Origin of the sequence: Stenotrophomonas cyclobalanopsidis, from assembly GCF_008710035.1 — a bacterium.
Lineage (GTDB): Bacteria > Pseudomonadota > Gammaproteobacteria > Xanthomonadales > Xanthomonadaceae > Stenotrophomonas > Stenotrophomonas cyclobalanopsidis.
The window spans coordinates 193881-219745 of the sequence record NZ_VYKI01000001.1 but is presented as its reverse complement, the minus strand read 5'-3'; the positions used below and the strand labels follow the sequence as shown (position 1 = coordinate 219745).

The following is a 25865-nucleotide window of genomic DNA, read 5'->3' as shown; positions in this document are numbered from 1 at the left end:
TGCGTGGACAGTGAACAACGCAGCCGCGGGCGACTGCCTACAATGGCGGCCCCCGCCAGCCGAAGCGCCCGCCATGACCGACCCCGCCCTGCCCACCGATGACCCGATCGCCGCCACCCGCCTGTGGCTGGAGCGCATCGTGATCGGCCTGAACCTGTGCCCGTTCGCCAAGGCGGTTTACGTGAAGGACCAGGTACGCTTCGTGCTCAGCGATGCGACCACGCCCGAGGCGCTGGTTGAACAGCTGGCCGAGGAACTGGTGCTGCTGCGCGACACCCCCGCCGAGCAGATCGACACCACCCTGATCGTGCACCCGCAGGTGCTGACCGATTTCCTCGACTACAACGATTTCCTCGACAACGCCGACGCCGCCATCGAGGCACTTGACCTGCAGGGCATCCTGCAGGTGGCCAGCTTCCACCCGGACTACCAGTTCGATGGCGTGGCCGCCGACGATGCCAGCAACTACACCAACCGCGCGCCCTTCCCCACCCTGCACCTGCTGCGCGAGGAAAGCGTGGAACGCGCGATGGACGCCTTCCCGGACCCGGACGTGATCGTCGAGCGCAACATCCAGACCCTGGACCGCATCGGCGTGGCCGGCTGGCACCGCCGCCTGCGCGGCGAAGACCTGTCATGAGCGCGGCCCCGCCCATCGCCGCGTGGCCGGCGGCACCGCTTCATGACAAGGTGGTGCTGGTTACCGGCGGTGCAAACGGCATCGGTCGCGGCGTGGCGCAGGCCGTGCTGGGCGCCGGTGGCCGCGTGCTGATCGGCGATCTGGACGTGGAAGCAGGCCAGGCCTGCCTGGACGAATGGCAGCGTGGCGACGATGCCGCGTTCCAGCGCCTGGACATCGCCGACGAAGCCAGCGTGCGCGACTTCATCGGCGCGGCGCAGCAGCGTTTCGGCCGCATCGATGGCCTGGTCAACAACGCCGGCATCGCCGGCCCGCACGGCACAGAGCTGCAGGAGATGGAGTGGGACGAGTGGCAGCGGCGGCTGTCCTCGCTGCATGGCGCGTTCCTGTGCAGCAAGCACGCACTGCCGGCACTTGCGGCCAGTGCGGCCGGTTCGATCATCAACGTCGCCTCCACCCGCGCCTGGCAGTCCGAAGCGAACAGCGAAGCCTATGCCGCGGCCAAGGGTGGGTTGGTGGCCTTCACCCATGCGTTGGCGATCAGCGCTGGCCCCGCGGTGCGGGTGAACAGCATCAGCCCCGGCTGGATCGCCACCACGGCTTGGCAGGCGCCCTCGCGCCGGCATGCGCCGGACTATTCGGCCACCGACCACGGCCAGCACCCGGTCGGCCGCGTGGGCGAACCCGAGGACATCGGCGCACTGGCGGTGTACCTGCTGTCGTCGCTGTCCGGCTTCAGCACCGGCCAGGATTTCATCGTCGACGGCGGCATGACCCGGAAGATGATCTACGCCGAATGACCGCTGCGCGGTAGCGCCGGGCCATGCCCGGCGGCTCTTTTTGCCGCGCCGCGCTGCGCCGCGCGCTCGCCGGGCATGGCCCGGCGCTACCCGGATGCACGGCGTTTTTTTGCGTTTACGCCATGCCCGAATGGCGCAGCAACGCGTCGATCTGCGGCGCGCGGCCGCGGAACGCCTTGAAGTTCTCAGCCGCCGGACGGCTGCCGCCGCGCGAGAGGATCTCGTCGCGGAAGCGCGCACCAGTTTCAGCCATCGCCTCCGGCGCTTCTTCGAACGCCGCATAGGCATCGGCGCTGAGCACCTCGGCCCACTTGTAGCTGTAGTAACCGGCCGCATAGCCGCCAGCGAAGATGTGGCTGAACTGGTGCGGGAAGCGATTCCAGGCCGGCGGATGGTTCACCGCCACTTCGCTGCGCACGCGATCCAGCAGCGCCAGCACGCTGTCCTGCGCCGGTTCGAACTGGCTGTGGATCAGCATGTCGAACAGGCCGAATTCCAGCTGGCGCACGGTGGCCATGCCGCTGTGGAAATTGCGCGCCGCCAGCATGCGCTCGTACAGCGCGCGCGGCAGCGGCTCGCCCGTGTCCACGTGCGCGGTCATGCCCTGCAGGTGGTCCCATTCCCAGCAGAAGTTCTCCATGAACTGGCTGGGCAGCTCCACCGCATCCCACTCCACGCCGTTGATGCCGGCCACGCCGAGTTCGCCGATGCGGGTCAGCAGCTGGTGCAGGCCGTGGCCCATTTCATGGAACAGCGTGGTCACTTCGTTGTGGCTGAAGGTGGCCGGCTTGCCGTTGGCGCCGCGGCCGAAGTTGCACACCAGGTAGACCAGCGGCGTCTGCACGCTGCCATCGGCACGCTCGCGGCGGTTGCGGCAATCATCCATCCACGCACCACCGCGCTTGCCTTCGCGCGCGTACAGGTCGAGGTAGAACTGGCCCACCAGCGCGCCCTGCCCATCGACCAGGCGGAAGAAGCGCACGTCCTCGTGCCACACCGGCGCGCTGTCTTCCTGCACACGCAGGCCGTACAGCTGCTCGATCACCGAGAACAGGCCGCCGAGCACCTTCGGCTCGGTGAAGTACTGCTTCACTTCCTGCTCGGAATAGCTGTAGCGCGCCTGCTTCAGGCGGTCGGCGGCGAACGCCAGGTCCCAGGCCTGCAGGCTGTCGATGCCCAGCTGCTCACGGGCGAACTGTTCCAGCTCGGCGCGGTCCTTGCCGGCGAATGGCTTGGCACGCACGGCCAGGTCACGCAGGAAGGCCAGCACTTCGGCCGGGTCCTGCGCCATCTTGGTGGCCACCGAATAATCGGCGTAGGAGGCAAAGCCCAGCAGCACGGCCAGTTCAGCGCGCAGGGCGAGGATGCGGTCGATGTTGGCGCCGTTGTCCAGCGTTTCATCGCCAAATTCGGATGCACGCTGCGCGCTGGCGCGGTACAGGATCTCGCGCAGGTCGCGGTCTTCGCCCCAGGTCTGCACCGGCAGGTAGCACGGCATCTGCAGTGTCAGTTTCCAGCCGGGCTTGCCGTCCTTTTCAGCGGCGGCGCGGGCGGCGCCCTTGACGTCGTCCGGCACGCCGGCCAAGCGCGCTTCGTCTTCCACGATCAGCGACCAGGCATCGGTGGCGTCGAGCACGTTCTGCGAGAACCTGGCCGACAGCGCCGACAGCTCCTCCTTGATCGCGGCGAAACGCTGCTGGGCGTCGGCGTCCAACTCTGCACCGCCCAGGCGGAAATCACGCAGGGTGTTGTCCAGCACCTTGCGGCGGGCCTCATCGAAGCTGGCCGCTTCCGGGCTGGCGGCCAGCGCTTGGTACTGGCGGTACAGCGCCAGGTTCTGGCCCAGCGCGCTGGCGAAGCGGGTCACCCGCGGCAGGTTGCTGTTGTAGGCCTCGCGCAGCTCTGGGGTGTTGACCACGCCCTGCAGGTGGCCGACCAGGCCCCAGGCGCGCCACAGGCGTTCGGTGGCATCGTCCAGCGGGGTCACGAAGGTCTCCCAGCGCACCGGCTGCACCTGCTCTGCCGTTTTGACGGCTGCTTCGGCGTCGGCCAGCAGCACGTCCAGCGCCGGCGCCACGTGCTCGGGGCGGATCGCCTCGAAGGGCGGCAGGCCGGAAGCATCGAGCAGGGGGTTGGCATCGGTCACGGCAGATCTCCAAGGAAACGGGCCCGGCAGGCGGGCATCCCTGTTCATATGGCGCTGGCCGGGCCGCCAGACAAGGGGCATCTCCAGTAGATCCACGCCATGCGTGGATGGAGCTTTCCACCGAACCCCGGCATTCACGTCGGCCTTACAGGTCCGCGCCGAAGCTGGAACTGCGGGGGAGACCGCAGCGGTACGTCATGAGGAGGCCCACATGGAAGGTCTGGCTCCAAGCTCCACCGCGTCATCCGCCCGTTCATTGGCGTTGACCGCCACCACGGACGAGCTGTCCTGGATCGCCGCGCTGTGCGATGTCGGCGACGATGCACCGCGCCACCTGGATCAGCTGAAGGCCCTGCAACGCCAAAGGGGCCGGCTCAGCGAGACGCAGGAGTGGTACCCGTTCGAAGTGATCGAACGCGGTGCCAGCCGCCTGCAGCCCGGCCACGAGCGCGAGTTCGTGATCTGCGTGCTGCTGTGGCTGAAGGCGCTGGCCCAGGGCCGCGCCAGCGTGCTGGATCCGCACCTGCACCTGGACGACCGCGCGATGGACATCGAGGCCCTGCCCGATGCCCTGCGTGACACGCTGCTCGATGCATTCATGGACGCGGGGTATTGAGCGGCCCGTAGAACCGGGAACCGGGAACGGGGAACGGGGAACGGGGAACGGGGAACGGTGAACGGTGAACGGTAGAGTCGACTGTCAGTCGACTATCGCGCACAGCGCGAGGGTTTCGCGATCTGAACGGAGAGCAGTCGACTGACAGTCGACTCTACCGGCCGGCTTTCGCGAGGGTTTCGCGATCTGAACGGAGAGCAGTCGACTGACAGTCGACTCTACCCCGTTGCCCCTGCCCCGTTGTGTCTACAACGCTTCCAGGCTGCACCACGGCAATGCGGGCAGGCCCTGCCCGGCCACGGCCGCGGCCAGCTGCGCGTCGGCGCCGTCCACGTCGATGCCCTGGCGGCCGTACCACGCGGGGTCGTAGTAACTGTGCGCATAGCGCTCGCCGGCATCGCACAGGATGCTGACGATGCTGCCCTGGTGGCCAGCCTCATGCATCCACTGCGCGGCCTGCAGCACGCCGATGAAGTTGGTGCCGGTGGAGCCGCCGACGCGACGGCCGATCTGGCGGCTGACATGGCGCATCGCCGCCAGGCTGAGTGCATCGGGCACCTTTACCATCGCATCGACGCTGGTCGGGATGAAGCTCGATTCCACCCGCGGCCGGCCGATGCCTTCCACCCGCGAACCGCCGCTGCAGGTCAGCGCGCGCCAGTCCGGCTGGCCGGCCACGGCGGCCTGGTAGCCGTCGAAGAACACCGATACTTCCGGGTCCGCGCAGAGAATGCGCGTATCGTGCCGCCGGTAGCTGACGTAACGGCCAAGCGTGGCCGCGGTGCCACCGGTGCCGGGGCTGCACACGATCCATTCCGGGATCGGGCTGGGCTCCTCGGCCATCTGCTTGAAGATGGATTCGGCGATGTTGTTGTTGGCGCGCCAGTCGGTGGCCCGCTCGGCGTAGGTGAACTGGTCCATGAAGTGGCCGCCGGTCTCGCGGGCCAGCCGTTCCGAATCGCAGTTGAGGTCGCAGGCGCGCTCGACCAGGTGGCAGCGGCCGCCGTGGAATTCGATCGCGGCGATCTTTTCCGGCGAGGTGGTGGCCGGCATCACCGCAATGAACGGCAGGCCGAGCAGGCGCGCGAAGTAGGCTTCGGACACCGCGGTCGAGCCACTGGACGCCTCGATCACCGGCCGTCCCTCGCGCAGCCAGCCATTGGCCAGCGCGTACAGGAACAGCGAGCGCGCCAGGCGGTGCTTGAGGCTGCCGGTGGGGTGGCTCGATTCATCCTTGAGATACACGTCGATGCCTTCGAACCCGGGCAGCGCCAGCGGGATCAGGTGGGTATCGGCGGAACGGTTGAAATCGGCTTCGATCTTGCGGATGGCGGCGGCCACCCATTCACGCTGCGACATGGCGGGCAATCGTTGTCAGGACGGAACGGTGCGATCGGTCCATTGTACGTCGCAGTGCCGTCAGGTGGCGGCCGGTAGAATGACGCCATCCGGCCATCACGGCCTTGTCTGAAGGACCTTCCCCCATGACCCTTCCCGCCCTGCGCGATGTTCCCGGCGTGGCTGCCCAGGCCCCGGCCGAGACCCACGGCTTCGTGTTCAACCACACCATGCTGCGGGTCAAGGACATCACCGCCTCGCTGGACTTCTACACCCGCGTGCTCGGCTACCAGCTGATCGACAAGCGTGACTTCGCCGAAGCCCAGTTCAGCCTATACTTCCTGGCCTACGTGCCGGCCGGCGTGGCCGTGCCGGAAGACGATGCCACCCGCCGCGTGTGGATGGCCGGCCTGCCGGGCGTGCTGGAACTGACCCACAACCACGGCACCGAGACCCAGGATGGCCCGGTCTACCACGACGGCAACAGCGACCCGCGCGGCTTCGGCCACATCTGCGTGTCGGTGCCGGAACTGGAATCGGCCTGCCAGCGCTTCGAAGACCTCGGCGTGCCGTTCCAGAAGCGCCTGACCGATGGCCGCATGAAGAACATTGCCTTCATCAAGGACCCGGACGGCTACTGGGTCGAGATCATCGCCAACGCCTGACCGGCCGCGCCAGGCGCCCGCCGGGCCTGGCCCGGCGCTACCAGAGCGGTCCCCTTCTGAAGAGGTACGCATGGAAACGATGGAACTGCATCGCGGGCGCCTGATCGACCACCTGCAGCTGGTGGTGCGTGACCTGGCCGCCAGCCGCCGCTTCTACCAGGCTGTGTTCGATGCCATCGGCATCCCCATCGCCGGCGAAGGCCCGGATTATTTCTGGGCCGACGAACTGTTCATTTCCACCGCCAGCAGCGAGGCCGCCGCCGGCCAGCTGACCGGACGCCATCACCTGGCGTTCCAGGCGCGTGATGCGGCCACGGTGGATGCCTTCCACACTGCTGCACTGGCGGCAGGTGGCACCGACAACGGCGCGCCGGGCGAGCGGCCCTACCACCCGGGTTACTACGGCGCCTTCGTGCTCGACCCCGATGGCAACAACATCGAAGTGGTCTACCACGGCCCGGCGACCTACAGCGCCGATTCGGTGAAAGTCAGCTTCTGATTGCCGCGCTGCGCGCTCGCCGGGCATGGCCCGGCGCTACCAACGAAGAAGCCGGGCAATGCCCGGCTTCGTCCGTCCTGCACGGTCGCCTCAGTGGGCGGCCATGTAGATGTCCTGCAGTACGGCCTTTTCCAGCTCCAGCTCGCCCAGCAGGTTCTTCACGATATCGCCCAGGCTGAGGATGCCGACCAGCGTGTTGCCATCGGTGACCATCAGGTGGCGGCGACGCGAGTACGTCATCAGCGACATGACCTGCTTCAGGGTGGCTTCCGGCGCAATGCCTTCCAGGCCAGTGGTCGGCACGGTGGAGATCACCCGGCGGCCGGCCTGCGGGCCGTCGTCGGCCAGGCTGCGCACGATGTCCTTCTCGGAGATGATGCCGACCGGCACCCCGTCCTTGATCACCACCAGGGCAGCGATTTTATTCGCGCTCATCTTGTGGGCGGCGGCACCGATGGTGTCTTCCGAATCGATGGTGATGACAGCTTCTTTCTTGGATTGCAGGAGTTCGCGGACGTTCATTCTTGTTTCCTGGTGCAGGTCACTGAAGTCAAAAAGTGTGCTCTTCCGAATCGCCCCCTCCCCGGGAACAGACCTTTCAGCGCACGTCTGGCGCACGGTGCGGCCGCGGAACTGCATCGGCCAGCACGGTGCTGCAACGCGAACGAGGCCGGTGAAGGAAAACCCGCAGGGGCCTCGGACGATTCGATTCTACGACTGCCCCGCGCGGCCACTACCGGCACCGATGGGACGCTTCGTCGTGGAACCTGTCGACGATTCCGAGAATCGCACCTGCGGCAAAACCGGCGCTGAATACAGCCCTCTCAAGCCGCTCAAGTTCGCACCCGCGCGGCCGACGTACGCGCAGCCACCCAACCATGCAAAGTCAGGGGAACGGCCGCCAGCTGCCGAGCACCGCCTCAGTGGTGTACTGCGCGGCCTCGTCACCGGACAGGTGATGCGACCAAGCCACGCGTTCCTCCGGTGAGGCACCGGCACCGACGCTGCCGAACTCGCCGTAGTAAGTGGTACGTTCGGCATCGGGCTTGTCCCAGTTGTGCCAGCCGGCCTGCACGATGTGCGGGCCCAGGTTGGACTGCAGGAACACTGTGCGCGCGAACGGCCGCCACGGCCGGCCCAGGTAGGCGGTGCCCGCGCCTTCGCCACGCAGCAGCGCGCGACGGAAGACGTAACCGAAGCGCTGCCCTTCCGGCGTGGATGCTGCGGTCACCCAGCCCAGCTCGCCCTTCGACATGATCGTGCAGTCATCGAACAGCGCGGTGGCCGCACCGAAGATGAAATCCACCGTACCTTCGATGTAGCAGTCCTTGAAGTGCAGCACGCTGCCTTCGTGCGTGTACAGCGTGTCCTGGTTGCCGAGCAGGCGCACGTTGCGGAAGCCGCCGCGCGGCGGTGCGGCATACAGCGCCAGTGCCTGGCCGACGTTGCCGGCGGTGTTCTCGATGGTCAGGTCTTCGGCGATGAACTCATCGCCATACACGTACACCGTGGCCGAGCCACTGGTGCGCATCGCCTTGCCGGTGGCTGGATCGACCAGGTCGGCGTAGTTGTTCCAGCTGAGGATGGACGCGCCGGCGCCGGCCCCGCGCAGCGTTACCCGGCTCTTTTCCTTCGGCACCTTCACCACGCCGCGGTACAGCCCTTCGCGCAGCACGATGACCTGGCGCGTGCGGTTGCCATCGGGCACCGCATCGATGGCCGCCTGCACGCTGCGGTAGTCGCCGCTGCCATCGGCGGCCACCACCCAGTCGCGCGCGGCAGCCGGCAGTGCGGCCAGCATCAGCAGGCCGGCCAGGGGAAGGAAAAACAAGCGTGAGCGCGGCATGCGGCATCCTGCGGGCAAGGGGACAACGCGCGGCCGGCACAGCAGCCCGGCCGCGATCCAGGGGCAACGATCAGAACTTGTAGCGCAGGCCGAGCAGGAATTCGCGGCCGGTCTGGGTGTAGGTCAGCGGCAGTTTCCACGCCGAGGTACCCACCCACTCGTTGCTGGTTTCATTGGTCAGGTTGATGCCTTCCAGGCTGACTTCCAGATGGTCGTCGATCTTCCAGCTGATCGAGGCATCCACCGTGTCCACCGCATCCATGCCGTGGAAACTGAAGCCCTGCACGCTGGCCGGCACCTGGGTGTAATAGCCGTCGCGATGGGTGTAGGACACGCGCGCACCCAGCTTCTCGCCTTCGTAGAACAGCGTGCTGTTGTACGAATTCTTCGACAGGCCGGTCAGGTCGGTCTTCAGCGAGGCCGCACCGGTGGAGGTCAGGTACTGGATCTGCGAATCGACCCAGGTGTAGTTCAGCTGCAGGCCCAGGTTGCTCCAGCGCCCCGGCAGGAAGCTGAAGGGCTGCACATAGTTGAACTCGGCCCCCTTGAGGTCGCCACCGGGCGTATTCAACGGACGGGTGAAGGTGAAGTCTTCATTGGGCGACACGCCGGTGCCATCGAGCAGGCTGGCCGGCAGGCCGCTGGCACTGAACGGCATGACCGTGCTGGTGCCCTGCACGAAGCTTTCGATGTCCTTGTGGAACAGCGCCAGGCCGAGCAGTCCGCCTTCCTGGAAGTACCACTCCACGCCCAGGTCCAGCGTGCGTGCGCGGATCGGGTCCAGGTTCGGGTTGCCGCCGTTGACGTAGCGGTGGCCGCTGGACAGGCTCAGCGTCGTACCCGGGGTCAGCGAGGACAGGCCGGGGCGTGCCATCACCTTGGCCGCACCGAAGCGCAGCATCAGGTCCGGTGCCAGCTCGGCCACCAGGTTCAGCGACGGCAGCGTATCGGTGTAGTCGCGCGAGACATGGGTCAGCACCATCGCGCCATCCACGGTGGAGTAGCCAGTGGAGGACTGGGTGGTCTTGACCCGGCGCACGCCCACGTTGCCCGACACCGGCACGCTGCCGACATCGAAGCCGAACTCGCCCATCAGCCACGCGCCGCGGTCACGTTCTTCCACGCTGCGGCGGGTCGCGTTGCGTTCGTACAGCTGGTAGATGCCCTGCCCGCTGTAGATGCCCAGCAGCTGCGACAACGCGGCCAGGTCGGGCACGGCCCAGGCATCGGGCGAGCCGGCCACGCCGCCCAGGCGGGCGATGTCCACCAGTGCCGCCGGCACGGTGTAGCTGCCATCGGCGAAGGCCGGCACCACGGTTTCGCTCCGCCGGCGGTACTCGCTGGTGTCGAACGTATAGTCCTTGGCGAGCAGGCCGCCCCGCAGGGTGAACGACGGGCCGAAGTTCCAGGTGAAATCCAGCGCGCCGTTGTCGAAGCTGTTGCTGGCGTACTGCGGGCGCAGGCGCACTTCGGCCAGGGTCCAGCCGCTGGTGTCGGTGGGGTCGATGCCGTAGTTGAAGGTTGGGCGGGTGACGCTGTCGCGGAAATCGTAGCTGTAGCCGGACACGTTGGCCTTGTCCATGATCAGCGTGGTCTGCACCGGGTTGGCGTGCTCGGATTTCGAGTGGCCGACCAGCAGATTGACCTTGAACGCATCGCTGAAGCGATGTTCGCCACTCAATGACACCTGCTTGAACTCGGTGCTCCACTCATCACGACGCTGTTCGGAGCGCACGCCGGCGCCATCGAACAGGCCGTACAGCAGCGCGCCGGAAGTGGGGTCGATGTAGCCGTCGCGCAGCACCATGTTCTGCTTCTGCGCCGAGTAGGCAAACGAGATCGCCTCGATGTACTTCTCGCTGCGCACGGTATCGATCTTCGAATACAGCGCGTCCAGCGCGAACTCGGTGTTGTCGGTCGGCTTCCACTGCAGCGATGCGGTCACGCCCAGGCGCTTCTGGTCGTGTTCCAGCAGCGTGTAACGCGGGAAATACGGGTGCCACACGCCATCGGCCAGGCCGGCGGTGAACGGCGAGCTGGGGCTGAAGCCACCGTTACTGCTGGCGCTGTACCAGCGGCCGGTGTTGCTGCCTTCCTCGCGCACGCGGCGTTCGGAATAGGCCACCGACAGCAGGCCACCGAAGCGCCCGTCGGCCCAGGTATCGGCGATCAGCGCGGCCGCACGCGGGCTGGCCTTCTCGGAAAGATCATTGAAGCTGCCCTGCCCGCTCGCCGCGAAGGTGAAGCCGTCGTAGTCGAAAGGGCGCGCGGTGCGCAGGTCCACGGTGGCGCCCAGCGAGCCCTCTTCCACGTCGGCCGAGGCGGTCTTGCGCACGATCAGCTGCGAAAACAGGTCCGAGGCGAACACGTTGAAGTCGAAACCACGGCTGCGGTTGGTGCCGCCGGACTGGTCGGAGCCGCCGACGGTGGTCAGCGCTTCCAGGCCGTTGATGCGCACGCGGGTGAAATCCGGGCCGAGGCCGCGCACGGAGATGTTGCGGCCTTCGCCGGCGTCGCGGGTGATGGTCACGCCGGGGATGCGCTGCAGCGATTCGGCCAGGTTGAGATCGGGGAAGTTGGCGATGTCCTCGGCCACCACCGCATCGACCATGCCCTTCTCCGAGCGCTTGATGTCCAGCGCCTTCTCCACGCTGGCGCGGTAGCCGGTCACCGTCACCGCATCCAGTTCGGTGGGGTTGGCCGCGGCGGTGTCCTGTGCGGCAGCGGGGCCGGCCAGAGCCAGTAGCACGGCACTGGCCAGCGCGCTGGCGGTCAAGGTAACCGGTGTCTTTTTAACATTCAGCCTGTGCGTCATGAAAATCCCTTGCAATCACTGCTACTGGCGGTCGAGGGTGCCGATCAAGATATGACACCGGGGGACACGAAACGTAGCAGCGTCATGGAACTGACACATCATGCGGTGCAGCAAGACAGCGACAGCCACCCGCAAGTGACTGCCCACAAAGGGAAGTCGAGCCCCGCCCGGCAAGCCGCCAGGCGGAGGCTCAGGCCGTGTATGCGGCCGGCGGCACCGGGGGCGGCAACGGCCGCGCGCGGGTCGCCCACCAGCACAGCAGCGAGCCTGCGGTCACGCAGGCCACGCCCTGCACGAAGCCCATGCCCGGGTGCAGCGACAGCCACACGCTGCTCCACAGCACCGACAGCACCGGGGCGAAGTAGGAGAAGATCGCCATCGAGGTGACGTTGCCGTGCTGCAGCCCATGGTTCCAGCACGAATAGGCGGTGGCGGTGAGCAGGCCGAACACGGCCACCTGGGCCAGCCCGCCCCAGTGCAGGTGCAGCGGCGGCGCATCGCCCAGCGCGTACTTCAGCCACAGCACCGCGGCGGTGGCGATCATGAACAACGGCACCGCGTTGCGCGAACCGCCGATCCGCTTGGTCACCAGCGAATAGGTGGCCCACATGCACGAGGCGGCCAGCGCCAAGGCATAGGCCAGCGGATTGCTGCGCAGGTTGGCCAGCAGCATCGCCGGTGACCATGTGCCTTCGCCGGTGATGACCAGCACCACGCCCAGCAGGCACAGCACGGTGGCCGGCAGCAGCAGCCAGTTGCCGCGCTGCATGCGGGTGAGCACGGTCAGCAGCACCGTCAGGCACGGCCACAGGTAGTTGATCATCACCAGTTCCAGCGCCTGCCCACGGTGGTGGGCCAGGCCGATGGACAGCGACAGCGAGATCTCGGTGCCGATGAACAACGCACCGCCGATCAGCAGGTAGCGTCGCGGCAGCTGCGCGGGTCGCGGCACGCCCAGGATGAGCGCCGAGAACACCGCAGCGGCGGTAAAGACCAGCGCGGCGCCACCGACCGCACCGAAGATTTCGCTGATCGTGCGCAGCATGCCCAGGACCGGGCTCCACAGCAGCACGGCGCTGGCACCAATGAGGGTCGGAAGATGGGGGGACGCGGAGGCGCGCAGGGCGCGGAAGCCGTACATGGGGCGACGACAACAGAAGGCGATCGGTTGAAAGGCACGCGCAGCGATGCGCCCGGCCCCGACAGCGGGACAGGAAGCTCATGCGGACGCGTGGGTCCTGGGGAGTACGCTGGTCCGTAGCGTCGTCCCCGGAACGCCCCGGCACTGTGCGTTGCAGGGGGGTACGGCGGGAGGCGGGTTACAGCAGCCGACTGGCCGAAGCGGATTGTACGCTTTCGATGTTGCGCCGCAATATGCTCCTGTTCATCCACTCTCCTTTGCGTAGAATTCCCGTCCCCACGCAAAGGAATGGCTGTCATGACATTGATCCCCACCCGGATGTTCGCCCCGATTTTCGCCGCCCTGCTGGCCGCCTCCACGGCGCATGCCGCAACGACCATCGACGCAGCGCAGTGGCAGAAGTTGGCACCCACGCTGCAGGCGGCACTGGAATGCCGCGCGGACCCGGATGCCGCCGCCAAGGCGCTGGCCGGCCTGTCGGTCAACCTGGATGGCACCGACGAACCGATCAAGCCGCCGGTGCCGTTCACCGTGTTCGGGCTGCAGGTCCGCTCGTTCTCGGTCTACATCGATCCCGACGGTGACCTGGGGGCCAGCTACACCAGCAAGCTCTCGGCCAATGCCGCAGCGGTGCGCAACGCCTCCAAGCTGGGCAGGAAGCCCGAGCGCGATACCAGCATGGGTGTGCTGTCGATCGCCCAGGATGGATCGGCACAGCTGACCTGCCTGGTGTATGGCGCCTACGACGAGCGCGACTACCAGGAACCGTAAGCGACCCGTGGAGTGCGCGGTGGCCCTGTCCTGGCAGGGCTAGCGCGCGCTTCCCTCCACATACGGGCGCGACTGCAGGATCAGCACCTCATCGCCGACCACGGCCCATTCGATGTCCTGGTCGGCACCGCCCAGCGCCTGCTTAGTGCGGCTACCAATGCGCGCCAACCGCGCGATCAGTGCATCGGTCAGCACCTGCCGCGAACCGGTGATCGGCACCTCGCGCACACCGCCACCCGCACGCGCCACCAGCTGCGTGTCTTCGGCCGAACGGCTCAGCAGCTGGACCGCCTTCGACCACGACGAGTACATCACCTGCTCGGCCTGTCGCCTGCCTTCCACCACCCGGATGCCCAGCCCACGCTTGGCCGAGATGTAGGTGATGTGGCGGCGTGCGGCATCAAAGGGATCGCGGGTGATCATCACCCCGGCGCTGTCCGACGGTGCAGCCACCTGCACCAGCACCGCCATGGCCACCGCATCCTGCGGCAGTCCCGCCGCCGTGCGCGCTTCGTAGGCCTCGAAGTTGTAGACCGACGCCCAGACCGTCTGCACCGCTTTGGCCACCGCCTCCATGCGGGTTAGGTTGGGCACCGTGGTGTACAACCCTGCCCCGCTGAAACCCGGCAGATCCTCGGAATTGGACGAGCTGCGCACGAACACCGGCGCGCCCTTCAACTGCCCACGCCACTGGTTTTCCAGCGTGCGCAGGAAGGCGGGATCGGCGGACGCGTTCTCGATCTGCAGACGCAGCGACGCCAGCGCTTCACGGCGCACCGCCGGGTCGCTGTTGAACCCCGGCCGCTGCTGCAGCTCGCGCAGGCGCTGCGGTATCTGCAGCCGTTGCTGCATGGCCTGGTAGTGCGAGAACGGAACGCAGAAGCCATCGGGCACCCGTGCCGCCGGTGGCAGCACCGCACGCAGCGTGCCGAGGTTGGCGGCCTTCACCCCGCAGTGCGGGCTGTCGCGTGCACGCAGCGCCTGCAGCGGCTTCAGCGCCACCACGGCCAGGTCCGGGCGCGGCAGGCTGCGCTGCGGTGGGCGTGCGGCAGTGGCAGATGGGGTGCGTGGCGGCCGCGCCAGCGGGGTCACCCGGTAGTCGCTGCTGGTCACCTCCAGCGCCACCCAGCGCCCGTCGTGGTGGCGCAGCGCGTCCTGCGCATCCCGCACGTAGACGTTGGGAATGCCCCAGCCCTTGGCCAGCAGGTTGACGTGCGACAGCAGGGTCGACGGCCGCTGCGTCACCAGCCCGGCGACCGGGGCCAGCGCGATCGGCACCTCATCCAGCACCGGAATGTCGCGCGGCGACAGCGTGGCCAGCTGCGCCTCCGTGCGGACGATGCGCAGGCGCCCCTCCGCCTTCCCGGTGTTCAGCGGCAGGAAGCGCTGCTCACGCAGCAGGGCCTCCTGGCTGACGTAGGCCAGCTTCATCTCGCCCGCCAGCTGCTCATGCGCGGTGGAATTGGTCTTGAAACGGATCGGATCGGCGAACGAGGCGCGCAGCCCTGCATCGGCCTCGCGCAACAGCGGCGCGGTCAGCTGGTCGCCTTCCCAGAATTCGTAGGTGTATCCCGGCAGATCCTGCTGCCAGGCCACGGTGCCGAACAGGAAGCGCCGCTGCGGGTCGCGGTACTGCGCGTTCACCATGGCCTTGTCCATCGAGCGCAGCAGCCGCTGCTGGCGCACGAACTGCTCGTGCAGGCCGTGGCGACGCGTGTTGACGTAGTAGATGCGCCCGTTCTCGCGCCGGTCGATGACGAAGATCAGATGCGGCATTTCCAGCGCCGTGCCAGCGTTGTAGACGCGGGCCATCTGCATGAACTGTGCGCGGCTGTCGATGCGCGGAAGATAGTCCGACCCTTCGGCCGGTTGCTGTGCCGCGTCAGGGCGATGCTCATACGCCGATGGCTTGCGTGCGGTCTGTGCCAGCGCGGGTGTGGCGCAGGCCAGCAGCAACAGCAGGATCGCGCGGTGCCAGAAGGTATTCATACGGGATCGGTCCTTGATACCGCTACGGAGACAACAGGGTACGCGCTCCGGTGGCGATGGCCCATCAGCCATCGCCACCTTGAACGGCCCGCCTACCTCACTTCGAGCAACGCCCGCGCTGGGCCAGGCTCAGCTGCGCCACCTCGCGGCGGCCCTCGGCCTCAGGCATCACCGTCAGCTTGGCGCCACCGACGAACACGCCCATCTTGATCGACTGCTGGATGAAGTAGTTGCGCCCCGCCTCGGTGTAGAGCTTGACGTCGTTGGGCGAGAACTCCGATTCGGTGGAGATCACGTGCTCCTGGTTGCCCGGCACCAGGGTGTAGAAGAACACCTTGTTGGCCGTCTCACCCAGGCACTCGCCATCGATGCGCAGATCCTTCTTCAGCGCCTGGCCGACGAAGGAGTTGCGGTAGACGTACACGCCCGCCTTGCCCTCCTCCGGAACCGGGAAGCTCTTGGCCACGTCTACCTGGCCCTTGTCCGACATCGGAACACTCGCACACCCGGACAGCAGGCTGATCGCCGCTGCCATTGCAACCACGTGCCACTTGCTCATCTACAGCCCCCTGTAATGCGTGCCCTGCACGCGGAATGAAACCTGGTCAGCCTCACCACTGCGGGTGGTAGGCGTCGATGTACTCCGATTCGGCCACGCCCTGATTCACGAAGCGCTGCAGGTCCGCGCCCAGCGCGCTGCACGCGTACTCAAGCGCGGGCTCGATGCTTGAAAAGGTCGCGCTCGGCAGATCCTCCGGATCTTCCGACACGTCCGGGAAGCTGTACAGATCCAGATAGTCCGGCGTCCCCACGTCGGCCACCTCATACAGCCGCACAGTCCAGCGGCCATCCCGGTCCCGGTCGATGCCCAGAAAGCGGATCACCTCGACATCGCCCTCCCATCGCCCAGACAGCAACTGCTCGACACTGCGGCCATTGCGCAGGTTGGCAAGCAGATCGAAATGCGAGAGGTGGCGCATGCATCCTCCGTGATGCGGGCAGCGGCGTGCGCAGATGGTGCCATGTTGGAATGAAAAAAGGTGGCGGTCGTCGCCTTTTCTTGCTCAGTCTGACAGGGCATGACCCGCCTCACCAAGGTTTCCGAAGCGACTGCGCCTCGATGCTGAGTCACTCAGGCGAGCGCGAAGATGACTGCGCATTCTGTCGCTTTCAACACTCCCACGACGCCATCTCCCTTTTTCCATCCACCGCCAGCAGCATCTGCCCCGTCAGCTCCCGAGCTTCACTGCAAGCTACGGCACAGCACCTCGGCCGGTGTTGGCGCCCTCCTCGCAATCTGCGCGCGCAATTCCCCTTGTCAAAGGACCGAAGTTCAAACGAGCGTTGATTCGACGAGAGCCCCGGCAGCACAGGCGATCTCGGCCTCCGCACAGTCCTTCGATGCATATGCCAATGCGCCGAAAACTCCAAATTATGAAGATCAGCACCTAGACCATGAATACCCGTCAACTACTGCTTCTGACCGCCATCGCAAGCTCAACGCTCACTTCCGGATGCACAGGAAAAGATGGCAATCCCAAAGAACTGAGGTGCAATCGCGAAGATGTCCTGACAGCCGCAATCGAGAGCATTCGTCGCACCGCCAGCGGATACACGTACAGCGACTACATATATCCACCATCCAAACTCGACAACAAGCCTCTCGCTGCATACTCCGACCAGCTTGGCTCCACTCCAATCACGTTGGAACAGGTCGAGACCGTTGCCGCGAGTAATTCCAGAGATGGAACCAGGCAGAGAACTCTGCGTTGCCGGGCATTGCTCAAGATTGAAATCCCCGCCCAGGTTTCGGACGTTATGAAGAGAAATCAATATCAAAAGATGCGCGTTCTCGACAACGGAAAGGGACGTTTTGGCGACAGCTCAGTTTATTTTGAGGACTTCTCGTTCAATGCCCGCGAAATTGACGGAGGATCCATCAAGGTCCATCAGTCCGATTTCAATGGCCCATGGTCGCTGCACATCATCACGACACTCGCCGTCAACGGCCGCCACCTGATACTGCAGGATGCACTGAAGCGCTATCACGCCAGAGATGGGGAGCTGAACAAGCTTTGGCGGATACTTCCCAAACACCTGCAGGCAACTGGACTTGCTACACAACGCGACTGGATAACGTCAAAGACAGATCAATGCGGAACGATCAACCTCGAATCAGATGATACAGAAGACACGCTGGACCGCGTTGATGTCATTGATTGTCACATCAAGATGACGGAGACGCGGATCTTCGAGATCCGCAGATGATCCTTTCCACGTCGGCCAACACGTTGGGTACAGCGAACTGAAGGACCCCAGCTCCCCTGAGCAACGTGCCCACAAGCGCAGGTAGAACCGAGCAGCGAAGACAAGCGAAGGCTACAGCGCCTTTGCCCTGCCACGCTCGGCCATTCCTTGTTCCACTGGCATGCCCTTGGCCCGGCTGAGCAGTTTCTGTCCGCATCAATGCGAGGAGCGGGTTACACGCACGCCTCTTGATCTTATGAAGTTGCTGACCTGGTCGAGAGCAGGAAGGGCTCGCCGCCGTGGACACCCGCGCACTGTGGTGGCACGGGCGGCGGTCACGCGTGTCTGTCGGCGCCCTCCTCCGTGATGCGTGCAGCAGCGTGCGCAGATGGTGCCATGCCGGAATGGAGTGTCGCAATCGGCACGCCACGCCCTGCGCATGCAACAAATCGACTATTTGCACATCTTTCGATCTTTCCAACTTTTCTCATTGGCGGCCAAGGCCATCCATGCGAAACATGGACCGCCACCGGAAAAGGGTGGCACGGGCTTGCAATCCCGTTTGAACTACCTAGCGGTTACGCTTGTCTGCCGGCGTCGCCCACCCCCTGTGGGTGGCGCCGGCAGGCATTCTGCCCGCGCACCTATGGCGGGCGGTGCGTGGGGGCCTCGTGCCCGCCGGCTTTTCGCTAGGTGATTCACCGGTATTGCAACCACGCACCGTCCGCCACCCTCGCCGTCAAGTCAGCCGGGTGGCTTCTTTGCCGCATGCAGAAGGAAGCCGACATGAGCACCACGCGATACCCGTATCTGTTCGCCACCCTGGGCGAAGCCGCCAACACACTGCCCGAAGAACTTGCCCAGCCGCTGGAAACCACGCTTGCCGCCCAGCAGGAAGGCGTCACCCTGCTAGGCAGCCTGCAGCGCATCCGCCAGGTGGACGCCGCCGATGGACAGCCGCTGCACCGCACCGGCCGCAGCATCGGCCAGTGCATGGCGCTGGCGCGCATCAACCGGGCCAACGCCGGGCTGACCGTGCTGCTGGAACTGCTGCACGCCAGCGAGCGCGTGCGCGTGGACGGCGACGAAGCGCAGCAGGTCGGCAACGATGTGCGCGAGGGCCTGCTGCTGGCCTGCCGTGGCTTGTCGGAGTATGTGGATGTGCAGGTGCATGCGGCCTGAGGGCATTCCGCCGGGCATGGCCCGGCGCTACCCCCGGTCCGTCATGGGCGCCACAAAGGATGCGTATCCCATCCATTGTCGACGCCGAAGCCGTACACACGCGCTAGGCTGCTCACAGAAAGAGGCGGCTTTACGTATCGGGTCATCCTGACGTACAAAACAGCGGGCATAAAAAAACCCGCCAATTTGAGCATGTCGCGGCGGTGCGCGTCAGAGGCGTGGCGGGTGTGTTGGGAGCAGGTTAGTGCCTGCGGTCAGGACGATCAAGTGCCACCCTCTGCCGGGCCGGGCAGGCGCAAGGAGGGGGCACGCCAAGGCACGAGGTTCCAGCTCGTTCTTCCATGGAATGAGCACAACGGCCAAATGCGTCGCCAGCACACCGCCCCCCGCCGGGCATGGCCCGGCGCTACCGATGCGGATCGCGCCGGACGGCCCTCACCGCTTACTCCACCGTAACGCTCTTGGCCAGGTTGCGCGGCTTGTCCACGTCGGTGCCACGCGCCAGGGCGGTGTGGTAGGCCAGCAGCTGCACCGGAATGGTGTGCACGATCGGGCTGAGCACGCCGGCGTGGCGCGGGGTGCGGATGACGTGCACGCCTTCGGACTCGTTGAAGTTGCTGTCCTGGTCGGCAAACACGAACAGCTCGCCACCGCGGGCGCGCACTTCCTGCATGTTCGACTTCACCTTTTCCAGCAGGCTGTCGTTCGGCGCGATCACCACCACCGGCATGTCCTCGTCCACCAGCGCCAGCGGCCCATGCTTGAGCTCACCGGCCGGATAGGCCTCGGCGTGGATGTAGGAGATTTCCTTGAGCTTGAGCGCGCCTTCCAGCGCGATCGGGTAATGCAGGCCACGGCCCAGGAACAGCGCGCTGCTCTTGCGGGCGAAGCGCTCGGCCCACGCCGCGATCTGCGGCTCCATGTTCAGCGCGTGCTGCACGCTGCCCGGCAGGAAGCGCAGCTGCTCCAGGTAATCCGCTTCCTGTGCAGCATCGACGCGGCCGTGCAGCTTGCCCAGCACCACGGTCAGCTGGAACAGCGCGGCCAGCTGGGTGGTGAAGGCCTTGGTCGACGCCACGCCGATCTCGGCGCCGGCGCGGGTGTAGCAGACCAGCTCGCTGGCACGCGGAATCGCGCTCTCCGGTACGTTGCAGATCGACAGCGTGTGCGTGTGGCCCAGCGACTTGGCGTACTTCAGCGCTTCCATCGTATCCAGCGTTTCGCCGGACTGGGAAATGGTCACGATCAGGTGCTTGGGGTTGGCATACGCGGCGCGATAGCGGTACTCGCTGGCGATTTCCACGCTGCACGGCAGGCCGGCGATGGATTCGATCCAGTAACGCGCGGTCAGGCCCGAGTAGTAGCTGGTGCCACAGGCCAGGATCTGCACGCCTTCGATGCCGGCCAGCACGGCCTCGGCATTCTTGCCGAACAGCTCGGCCGGGAAGCCACCGGCGTCGATCGCCGCTTCAAGGGTGTCACCCAGCGCACGCGGCTGCTCGTGGATTTCCTTCTGCATGAAGTGGCGGTACGGACCCAGCTCCAGCGAGGCCAGCGACACGTCGGACAGGTGCACGTCGCGCTCGACCGGCTGGTCGTGCTCGTCGAACACCTGCACGCCATCGCGGCGGATGTCGGCGGTGTCGCCCTCTTCCAGGAAGATCACCTTGCGGGTGGCCGAGATCACGGCCGAGACGTCGGAGGCGACGAAGTTCTCGCCTTCGCCCAGGCCGACCAGCAGCGGGCAGCCCATGCGTGCGCAGACGAAATGGTCCGGCTCGGCACGGCTGACCACGGCCAGCGCATAGGCACCGGTCAGTTCCTTCACCGTGCGCTGCAGCGCGCCCAGCAGGCTGTCGCCGCCCTTCAGGTGGTGGTGCATGAGGTGGGCGATCACTTCGGTGTCGGTCTGCGACTCGAAGGTGTAGCCCAGCGCGCGCAGCTTCTCGCGCTGCTCTTCGTGGTTCTCGATGATGCCGTTGTGCACCAGCGCCACGCCGGCACTGATGTGCGGGTGAGCATTGGCCTCGGTCACCCCGCCATGGGTGGCCCAGCGGGTATGGCCGATGCCCAGCTGGGACTTGAAACCTTCGGCCTCGGCGGCGGTGGCCATTTCCGAAACGCGGCCGGTGCGTCGCACACGGCGCACATCTGCGTGCTCAGCCTGGTCGATGACCGCGATGCCGGACGAGTCGTAGCCGCGATACTCCAGCCGCTTCAGTCCTTCGATCAGCATCGGCACCACATCGCGATCAGCGATCGCACCCACGATTCCACACATGTCGCGCTATTCCTTGAAGACGGTCGCGGCATTCTAGCGTGGCTGTCCACTCCGTCCCTCCTGTCCGCTTAATGAAAGTGTCCGCAACGGTGTCCGCGGACACCCGGACACGGGGAGCCATACCGCAAGCCATTGAAATCACTTTGAAAAAAGTTGGCACGGAGCGTGCTTGGTTCTTTGCACCACAGAAAGGCACGCACCCGATGATCCGCGACACCTCTGCCCAGGACCATATCGTTTCCGCCCCCACTGCCAGCGCCCCCCGTGCCGCCTGGCAGCGCTACCGCTGGCCGGCCCTGGGTGCGATCGCCCTGCTGGCCGCCATCGGCTGGGCGGTGCATGCCTGGTCCAACGCCAGCCGCTCCTTCGACAGCAGCCGGGTGCGCATCGCCGAAGTGCAGCGCGGCGACCTGGTCCGCGACATCGCCGCCGACGGCCGCGTCATCGCCGCCAACAGCCCGACCCTGTACGCCATTTCCGCAGGTACGGTGGACCTGAAGGTGGTGGCCGGCGACGTGGTCAAGAAGGGCCAGGAGCTGGCCATCATCGACAGCCCGGAACTGCGCAGCAAGCTGGCCCAGGAACAGGCCACCCTGGCCGGCCTGGAAGCCGAGGCCAGCCGCGCCGCGCTGGACGCCACCCTCGCCCGCGCCAAGTCGCGCAAGGAAACCGACCAGGCCAGCATCGAACGGCAGGCCGCCGACCGCGACCTGCAGCGCTACCAGCGCGGCTACGACGGCGGCGCGGTGCCGCAGATCGACCTGGCCAAGGCCCAGGACTCCCTGAAGAAGGCCGACATCACCCTGGCCAACGCCACCACCGATGCGCGCCTGCAGAGCCAGGGCGCCGACCTGGACGCGCGCAACAAGCGCCTGCTGGCCGACCGCCAGAAGGCGGTGGTGGCTGAAGTGCAGCGCCAGGTCGATGCGCTGACCCTGCGCGCCCCGTTCGACGGCCAGGTCGGCCAGGTGCAGGCCACCCAGGCCACCAACCTGGCGGCCAATGCGCCGGTGCTGGGCGTGGTCGACCTGTCCAAGTTCGAAGTGGAGATCAAGGTGCCCGAAAGCTTCGCCCGTGACCTGGCGATCGGCATGCCGGCGCAGCTGACCGGCGGCAACGGCAAGCCGTTCCCGGGTGAGATCAGCGCGGTCTCGCCGGAAGTGGTCAACGGCGAGGTCAACGCCCGCGTGCGCTTCGCCGCCGCACAGCCGGAAGGCCTGCGCCAGAGCCAGCGCATGTCAGTGCGCGTGCTGCTCGATACCCGCAGGAACGTGATGAAGGTCGAGCGCGGCCCGTTCGTCGAGCAGGGCAACGGCGTGGCCTACGTGATGGACGGCCGCACCGCGGTGCGCCGACCGGTGGAACTGGGCGTCAGCAGCCTGGGCGAAGTGGAAATCAAGTCGGGTGTGCAGCCGGGCGACCGCATCGTGGTCTCCGGCAGCGACCTGTTCAAGGACGCCGAACGCGTCTCCGTCAACTGACACATCCTGGAGAGAGGACACCCCATGTACATGCTCGAAATGCGTTCGGTCGCCAAGGTTTTCCGTACTGAACAGGTGGAGACCCACGCACTGCGCTCGCTGGAACTGCAGGTCAAGGAAGGCGAATTCGTCGCCGTCACCGGTCCGTCCGGCTCAGGCAAGACCACCTTCCTCAACATCGCCGGCCTGCTGGAAACCTTCACCAGCGGCACCTACATGCTCGACGGCGAGGACGTGAGCACGCTGGGCGATGATGCGCGCAGCCGCATGCGCAACCAGAAGATCGGTTTCATCTTCCAGGGCTTCAACCTGATCCCCGACCTGAACCTGTTCGACAACGTGGACGTGCCGCTGCGCTACCGCAGGATGGGCGCCGGCGAGCGCCGCGAGCGCATCGAGAAGGCGCTGAACCAGGTGGGCCTGGGCTCGCGCATGAAGCACTACCCCAACGAACTGTCCGGCGGCCAGCAGCAGCGTGCCGCCATCGCCCGCGCCCTGGCCGGCAGCCCGCGCCTGCTGCTGGCCGACGAACCGACCGGCAACCTGGACACGCAGATGGCGCGTGGCGTGATGGAGCTGCTGGAAGAGATCAACGCGGCCGGCACCACCATCGTCATGGTCACCCATGACCCGGAACTGGCCGCACGCGCGCAGCGCAACGTGCACATCGTCGATGGCCAGGTCACCGACCTGGTGCGTGAGCCGGTGCTGGCCACCCCGCGCCGCATCGTCGCCGTCAACGAGTGAGGGCCCGACCATGTTCGCCTACTACGCCCGACTGGCGGCGCGCAGCTTCCGCCGCAACAAGGTCCTGACCGCGCTGATGGTGGTTGCCATCGCGCTGGGCATCGGCGCCTCGATGACCACCCTGACCGTCTTCCACGTGCTCTCCGGCGATCCGATCCCGGACAAGAGCGATCGCCTGTTCTACGTACAGCTCGACCCGGGCCCACGCGGTGGCTACGTGCCCGGCGAGGAACCCAATTCGCAGATGACCCGCTTCGATGGCGAAGCCCTGCTGCGCGAAGCCAAGGCCGAGCGCCAGGCGCTGATGAGCGGCGGCGGCGGCACCATCGAGCCGGACGGCAGCACCCTGCAGCCGTTCTCGATCGATACGCGCTGGACCTCGGCTGATTTCTTCCCGATGTTCGACGTGCCGATGCAGTACGGCCGTGCCTGGACCCGCCAGGACGACGACGGCCGCGCACGCGTGGTGGTCATCTCCAAGGCCCTGAACGACAAGCTGTACCAGGGCGGCAACAGCGTCGGCAAGGACATCCGCATGGATGGCCAGAGCTTCCGCATCGTCGGCGTGATGAAGGAGTGGAATCCCGAACCGCAGTTCTTCGACCTCACCACCGGCAGCTTCGGCAAGGACGAGGATCTGCTGCTGCCGATGTCGACCTCGATGGACCTGAAGCTGGGCAGCAACGGCAACATGAACTGCTTCGGCGAGAACCCCGACGGCGACAGCTATTCGGTGAACGCGCCCTGCACCTGGCTGCAGTACTGGGCCGAGATGGATCCGGGCAAGGCCGATGACTACCGCCGCTACCTGGAAAACTACTCCAGCCAGCAGCGTGAGGCCGGCCGCTTCGAGCGCCCGCCGAACGTGCGCCTGCGCAACGTGATGGAGTGGCTGGACTTCAACGGTGCGGTGCCCAGCGATGTGCGCCTGCAGCTGTGGCTGGCGCTGGGCTTCCTAGGCGTATGCCTGGTCAACACCGTGGGCCTGCTGCTGGCCAAGTTCCTGCGCCGCAGCGGTGAGATAGGCGTGCGGCGCGCGCTCGGTGCCAGCCGTGGCCAGATCTTCCTGCAGTGCCTGGTGGAAGCCGGTGCAGTGGGCGTGGTCGGCGGCGTGCTCGGCATCGGCGTGGCCCTGCTCGGTCTGTTCGCCGTGCGCCAGCAGCCCGTGGACTACGCCAAGCTGGCCCACCTGGACGGCAGCATGCTGCTGCTGGCGATCGGCCTGACCCTGTTTGCCAGCCTTGCTGCCGGTTTCCTGCCCGCTTGGCGCGCGATGCAGGTCACCCCGGCCATCCAGCTCAAGTCGCAGTAAGTACCGGAACGAGGACACACATGGACATCCGCCCCATCCTCAGCACCCTGCGCCGGCACAAGACCGCTGCCGCCCTGATCGTGCTGGAAGTCGCCCTGACCTGCGCCATCGTCTGCAACGCGCTGTTCCTGGTCAGCCAACGCGTGGAAAAGATCAGCATGCCCAGCGGCATCGCCGAGAACGAACTGGTGATGGTCCGCGTCAGCGGCATCGGTAAGCAGACCAACGGCATGGCCCGCACCCGCGAGGACCTGGCGTCGCTGCGCGCGATCCCCGGCGTCACCGGCGCCACCATCATCAACCAGGTGCCGTTCCGCAGCGGCTCGTCCAGCAGCAGCATCCAGCGCCAGCAGGACCAGGAGCGGCCGACCACCGAGGCATCGATGTACACGATGTCCGAGGATGGCATCCGCACGATGGGCATCAACGTGATCGCCGGGCGTGACTTCCTGCCCGACGAATACATGGACTACGCCGTGGTCTCCAAGGCCGGTTCCAAGGACAAGGCGGTCCCGGTGATCTTCAGCCAGGCTACCGCCGCGAAGATGGAACCCGACGGCAGCGCGCTGGGCAAGACCTACTACATGGGCAAGCAGCCGCTGCATGTCGTCGGCATCGTCGACACCCTGACCACGCCCACCGGCTGGGACGACAACTGGAACGAGTCGATGCTGATGCCGCTGCGCCGCGGCTTCGACGAAGGCGGCACCTACATGCTGCGCACCGCTCCCGAGCGCCGCGATGAAGTGCTCAAGGCCGCCGTCGCCGCGCTGGAGCGCAACGATGCCAATCGCCTGATGCGCGACAAGAAGACCTACGAGGACCAGCGCAACGACTACTTCAAGAACGACCGCGCCATGGTCGGCCTGCTGGTGACGGTGTCCATCGCCCTGCTGGTGGTGACCGCACTGGGCATCATCGGCCTGGCCAGCTTCTGGGTGCAGCAGCGCAGCAAGCAGATCGGCATCCGCCGTGCACTGGGGGCGACCCGCGGGCAGATCCTGCGCTACTTCCAGACCGAGAACTTCCTGCTGGCCACGCTGGGCATCGTGCTGGGCATGCTCGCCGCGTACGCGATCAACCTGGCGCTGATGAACATGTACGAGCTGCCGCGCATGCCGCTGCTGTACCTGCCGCTGGGCGCGGTGCTGCTGTGGGTGCTGGGCCAGGTCGCGGTGTTCGGCCCGGCCCGCCGCGCCGCCGCCGTGCCGCCGGCCGTTGCCACCCGGGGGGCGTGAGCGGTCGGCCTTTGCGGCGTCCTGACTTTGGCTATATTGGGAAGGTGACGGTAGCGCCGGGCCACGCCCGGCGGCTTTACTGCACCCTCGTCCGCCGGGCAGGGCCCGGCG

22 protein-coding genes are annotated in these 25865 nt (G+C 66.4%); 12 read left to right on the top strand and 10 right to left on the bottom strand.

All coding sequences use genetic code 11. The features are described from left to right. Nucleotides 1-73: 73 nt before the first annotated feature. Nucleotides 74-640 (top strand): DUF1415 domain-containing protein, encoded by a 567-nt coding sequence (locus tag FJU31_RS00885; RefSeq protein ID WP_150453100.1) that lies wholly within the window; start codon nucleotides 74-76, stop codon nucleotides 638-640. After that, complete coding sequence (locus FJU31_RS00880) at nucleotides 637-1440, top strand: SDR family oxidoreductase (RefSeq protein WP_150453099.1); 804 nt, start codon at nucleotides 637-639, stop codon at nucleotides 1438-1440. Before FJU31_RS00885 ends, FJU31_RS00880 begins: the two co-directional genes overlap by 4 nt. Before the next feature lie 115 nt (nucleotides 1441-1555). On the opposite strand, the gene FJU31_RS00875 is transcribed toward FJU31_RS00880, so the two are convergent. After that, complete coding sequence (locus tag FJU31_RS00875; protein ID WP_150453098.1) at nucleotides 1556-3634, bottom strand: M3 family metallopeptidase; 2079 nt, start codon at nucleotides 3632-3634, stop codon at nucleotides 1556-1558. Nucleotides 3635-3797: 163 nt separating this feature from the next. Between FJU31_RS00875 and FJU31_RS00870 the strand changes: the two genes are divergently transcribed. Next, on the top strand, nucleotides 3798-4202 hold the full coding sequence (locus FJU31_RS00870) for a hypothetical protein (RefSeq protein ID WP_150453097.1): 405 nt from the start codon (nucleotides 3798-3800) through the stop codon (nucleotides 4200-4202). A gap of 246 nt (nucleotides 4203-4448) precedes the next feature. Here FJU31_RS00870 and FJU31_RS00865 read toward each other — a convergent pair whose 3' ends face one another. Then, nucleotides 4449-5561, bottom strand: coding sequence for a PLP-dependent cysteine synthase family protein (locus FJU31_RS00865; protein WP_150453096.1), 1113 nt, complete (start codon nucleotides 5559-5561; stop codon nucleotides 4449-4451). 125 nt (nucleotides 5562-5686) lie between these two features. Here FJU31_RS00865 and gloA point away from each other — a divergent pair, with 125 nt between their 5' ends. After that, nucleotides 5687-6205, top strand: a complete 519-nt coding sequence (gene gloA / locus FJU31_RS00860; protein WP_150453095.1) for a lactoylglutathione lyase — start codon at nucleotides 5687-5689, stop codon at nucleotides 6203-6205. A 70-nt stretch (nucleotides 6206-6275) separates the two neighbouring features. After that, a complete protein-coding gene (locus FJU31_RS00855) occupies nucleotides 6276-6704 on the top strand; it encodes a VOC family protein (protein ID WP_150453094.1) in 429 nt (142 codons plus the stop codon). Nucleotides 6705-6794: 90 nt separating this feature from the next. On the opposite strand, the gene FJU31_RS00850 is transcribed toward FJU31_RS00855, so the two are convergent. The 4 genes from FJU31_RS00850 to yddG all read right to left on the bottom strand — a co-directional run bounded on the left by FJU31_RS00850 (nucleotide 6795) and on the right by yddG (nucleotide 12506). Continuing rightward, entirely contained in the window at nucleotides 6795-7226 is a 432-nt protein-coding gene (locus tag FJU31_RS00850; protein ID WP_150453093.1) for a CBS domain-containing protein, read from the bottom strand. Nucleotides 7227-7590: 364 nt separating this feature from the next. After that, nucleotides 7591-8550, bottom strand: coding sequence for a pectinesterase family protein (locus FJU31_RS00845; protein WP_150453092.1), 960 nt, complete (start codon nucleotides 8548-8550; stop codon nucleotides 7591-7593). 70 nt (nucleotides 8551-8620) lie between these two features. After that, entirely contained in the window at nucleotides 8621-11365 is a 2745-nt protein-coding gene (locus tag FJU31_RS00840) for a TonB-dependent receptor (RefSeq protein ID WP_150453091.1), read from the bottom strand. Between the two features lie 190 nt (nucleotides 11366-11555). Continuing rightward, nucleotides 11556-12506: an aromatic amino acid DMT transporter YddG gene (gene yddG, locus FJU31_RS00835; protein ID WP_150453090.1), complete on the bottom strand. Its 951-nt coding sequence runs from the start codon at nucleotides 12504-12506 to the stop codon at nucleotides 11556-11558. Nucleotides 12507-12803: 297 nt separating this feature from the next. On the opposite strand from yddG, the gene FJU31_RS00830 reads away from it, so the two are divergent. Next, nucleotides 12804-13277, top strand: coding sequence for a hypothetical protein (locus FJU31_RS00830; RefSeq protein WP_150453089.1), 474 nt, complete (start codon nucleotides 12804-12806; stop codon nucleotides 13275-13277). A gap of 39 nt (nucleotides 13278-13316) precedes the next feature. Here FJU31_RS00830 and FJU31_RS00825 read toward each other — a convergent pair whose 3' ends face one another. From FJU31_RS00825 to FJU31_RS00815, 3 genes are all read right to left on the bottom strand, one after another. Continuing rightward, nucleotides 13317-15266, bottom strand: coding sequence for a PEP/pyruvate-binding domain-containing protein (locus FJU31_RS00825; protein ID WP_150453088.1), 1950 nt, complete (start codon nucleotides 15264-15266; stop codon nucleotides 13317-13319). Nucleotides 15267-15363: 97 nt separating this feature from the next. After that, entirely contained in the window at nucleotides 15364-15825 is a 462-nt protein-coding gene (locus tag FJU31_RS00820) for a DUF2846 domain-containing protein (protein ID WP_204324091.1), read from the bottom strand. A gap of 52 nt (nucleotides 15826-15877) precedes the next feature. Continuing rightward, complete coding sequence (locus FJU31_RS00815) at nucleotides 15878-16246, bottom strand: hypothetical protein (protein ID WP_150453087.1); 369 nt, start codon at nucleotides 16244-16246, stop codon at nucleotides 15878-15880. A gap of 475 nt (nucleotides 16247-16721) precedes the next feature. Here FJU31_RS00815 and FJU31_RS00810 point away from each other — a divergent pair, with 475 nt between their 5' ends. Both FJU31_RS00810 and FJU31_RS00805 read left to right on the top strand, forming a co-directional pair. Next, nucleotides 16722-17534 carry a lysozyme inhibitor LprI family protein gene (locus tag FJU31_RS00810; protein ID WP_150453086.1) on the top strand — a complete coding sequence of 271 codons (813 nt, stop codon included), beginning with the start codon at nucleotides 16722-16724 and terminating at the stop codon, nucleotides 17532-17534. A 765-nt stretch (nucleotides 17535-18299) separates the two neighbouring features. Continuing rightward, nucleotides 18300-18695, top strand: a complete 396-nt coding sequence (locus FJU31_RS00805) for a hypothetical protein (protein ID WP_150453085.1) — start codon at nucleotides 18300-18302, stop codon at nucleotides 18693-18695. 442 nt (nucleotides 18696-19137) lie between these two features. On the opposite strand, the gene glmS is transcribed toward FJU31_RS00805, so the two are convergent. After that, complete coding sequence (gene glmS, locus FJU31_RS00800; protein ID WP_150453084.1) at nucleotides 19138-20976, bottom strand: glutamine--fructose-6-phosphate transaminase (isomerizing); 1839 nt, start codon at nucleotides 20974-20976, stop codon at nucleotides 19138-19140. A 203-nt stretch (nucleotides 20977-21179) separates the two neighbouring features. Between glmS and FJU31_RS00795 the strand changes: the two genes are divergently transcribed. The 4 genes from FJU31_RS00795 to FJU31_RS00780 are packed head-to-tail and all read left to right on the top strand — an operon-like array spanning nucleotide 21180 to nucleotide 25754. Then, nucleotides 21180-22457, top strand: coding sequence for an efflux RND transporter periplasmic adaptor subunit (locus FJU31_RS00795; protein ID WP_150453083.1), 1278 nt, complete (start codon nucleotides 21180-21182; stop codon nucleotides 22455-22457). A 24-nt stretch (nucleotides 22458-22481) separates the two neighbouring features. Continuing rightward, nucleotides 22482-23204, top strand: a complete 723-nt coding sequence (locus FJU31_RS00790) for an ABC transporter ATP-binding protein (protein ID WP_150453082.1) — start codon at nucleotides 22482-22484, stop codon at nucleotides 23202-23204. Nucleotides 23205-23214: 10 nt separating this feature from the next. Then, nucleotides 23215-24516 carry an ABC transporter permease gene (locus FJU31_RS00785; RefSeq protein ID WP_150453081.1) on the top strand — a complete coding sequence of 434 codons (1302 nt, stop codon included), beginning with the start codon at nucleotides 23215-23217 and terminating at the stop codon, nucleotides 24514-24516. A gap of 20 nt (nucleotides 24517-24536) precedes the next feature. Further along, on the top strand, nucleotides 24537-25754 hold the full coding sequence (locus tag FJU31_RS00780; protein WP_108770083.1) for an ABC transporter permease: 1218 nt from the start codon (nucleotides 24537-24539) through the stop codon (nucleotides 25752-25754). Nucleotides 25755-25865 lie beyond the last annotated feature (111 nt).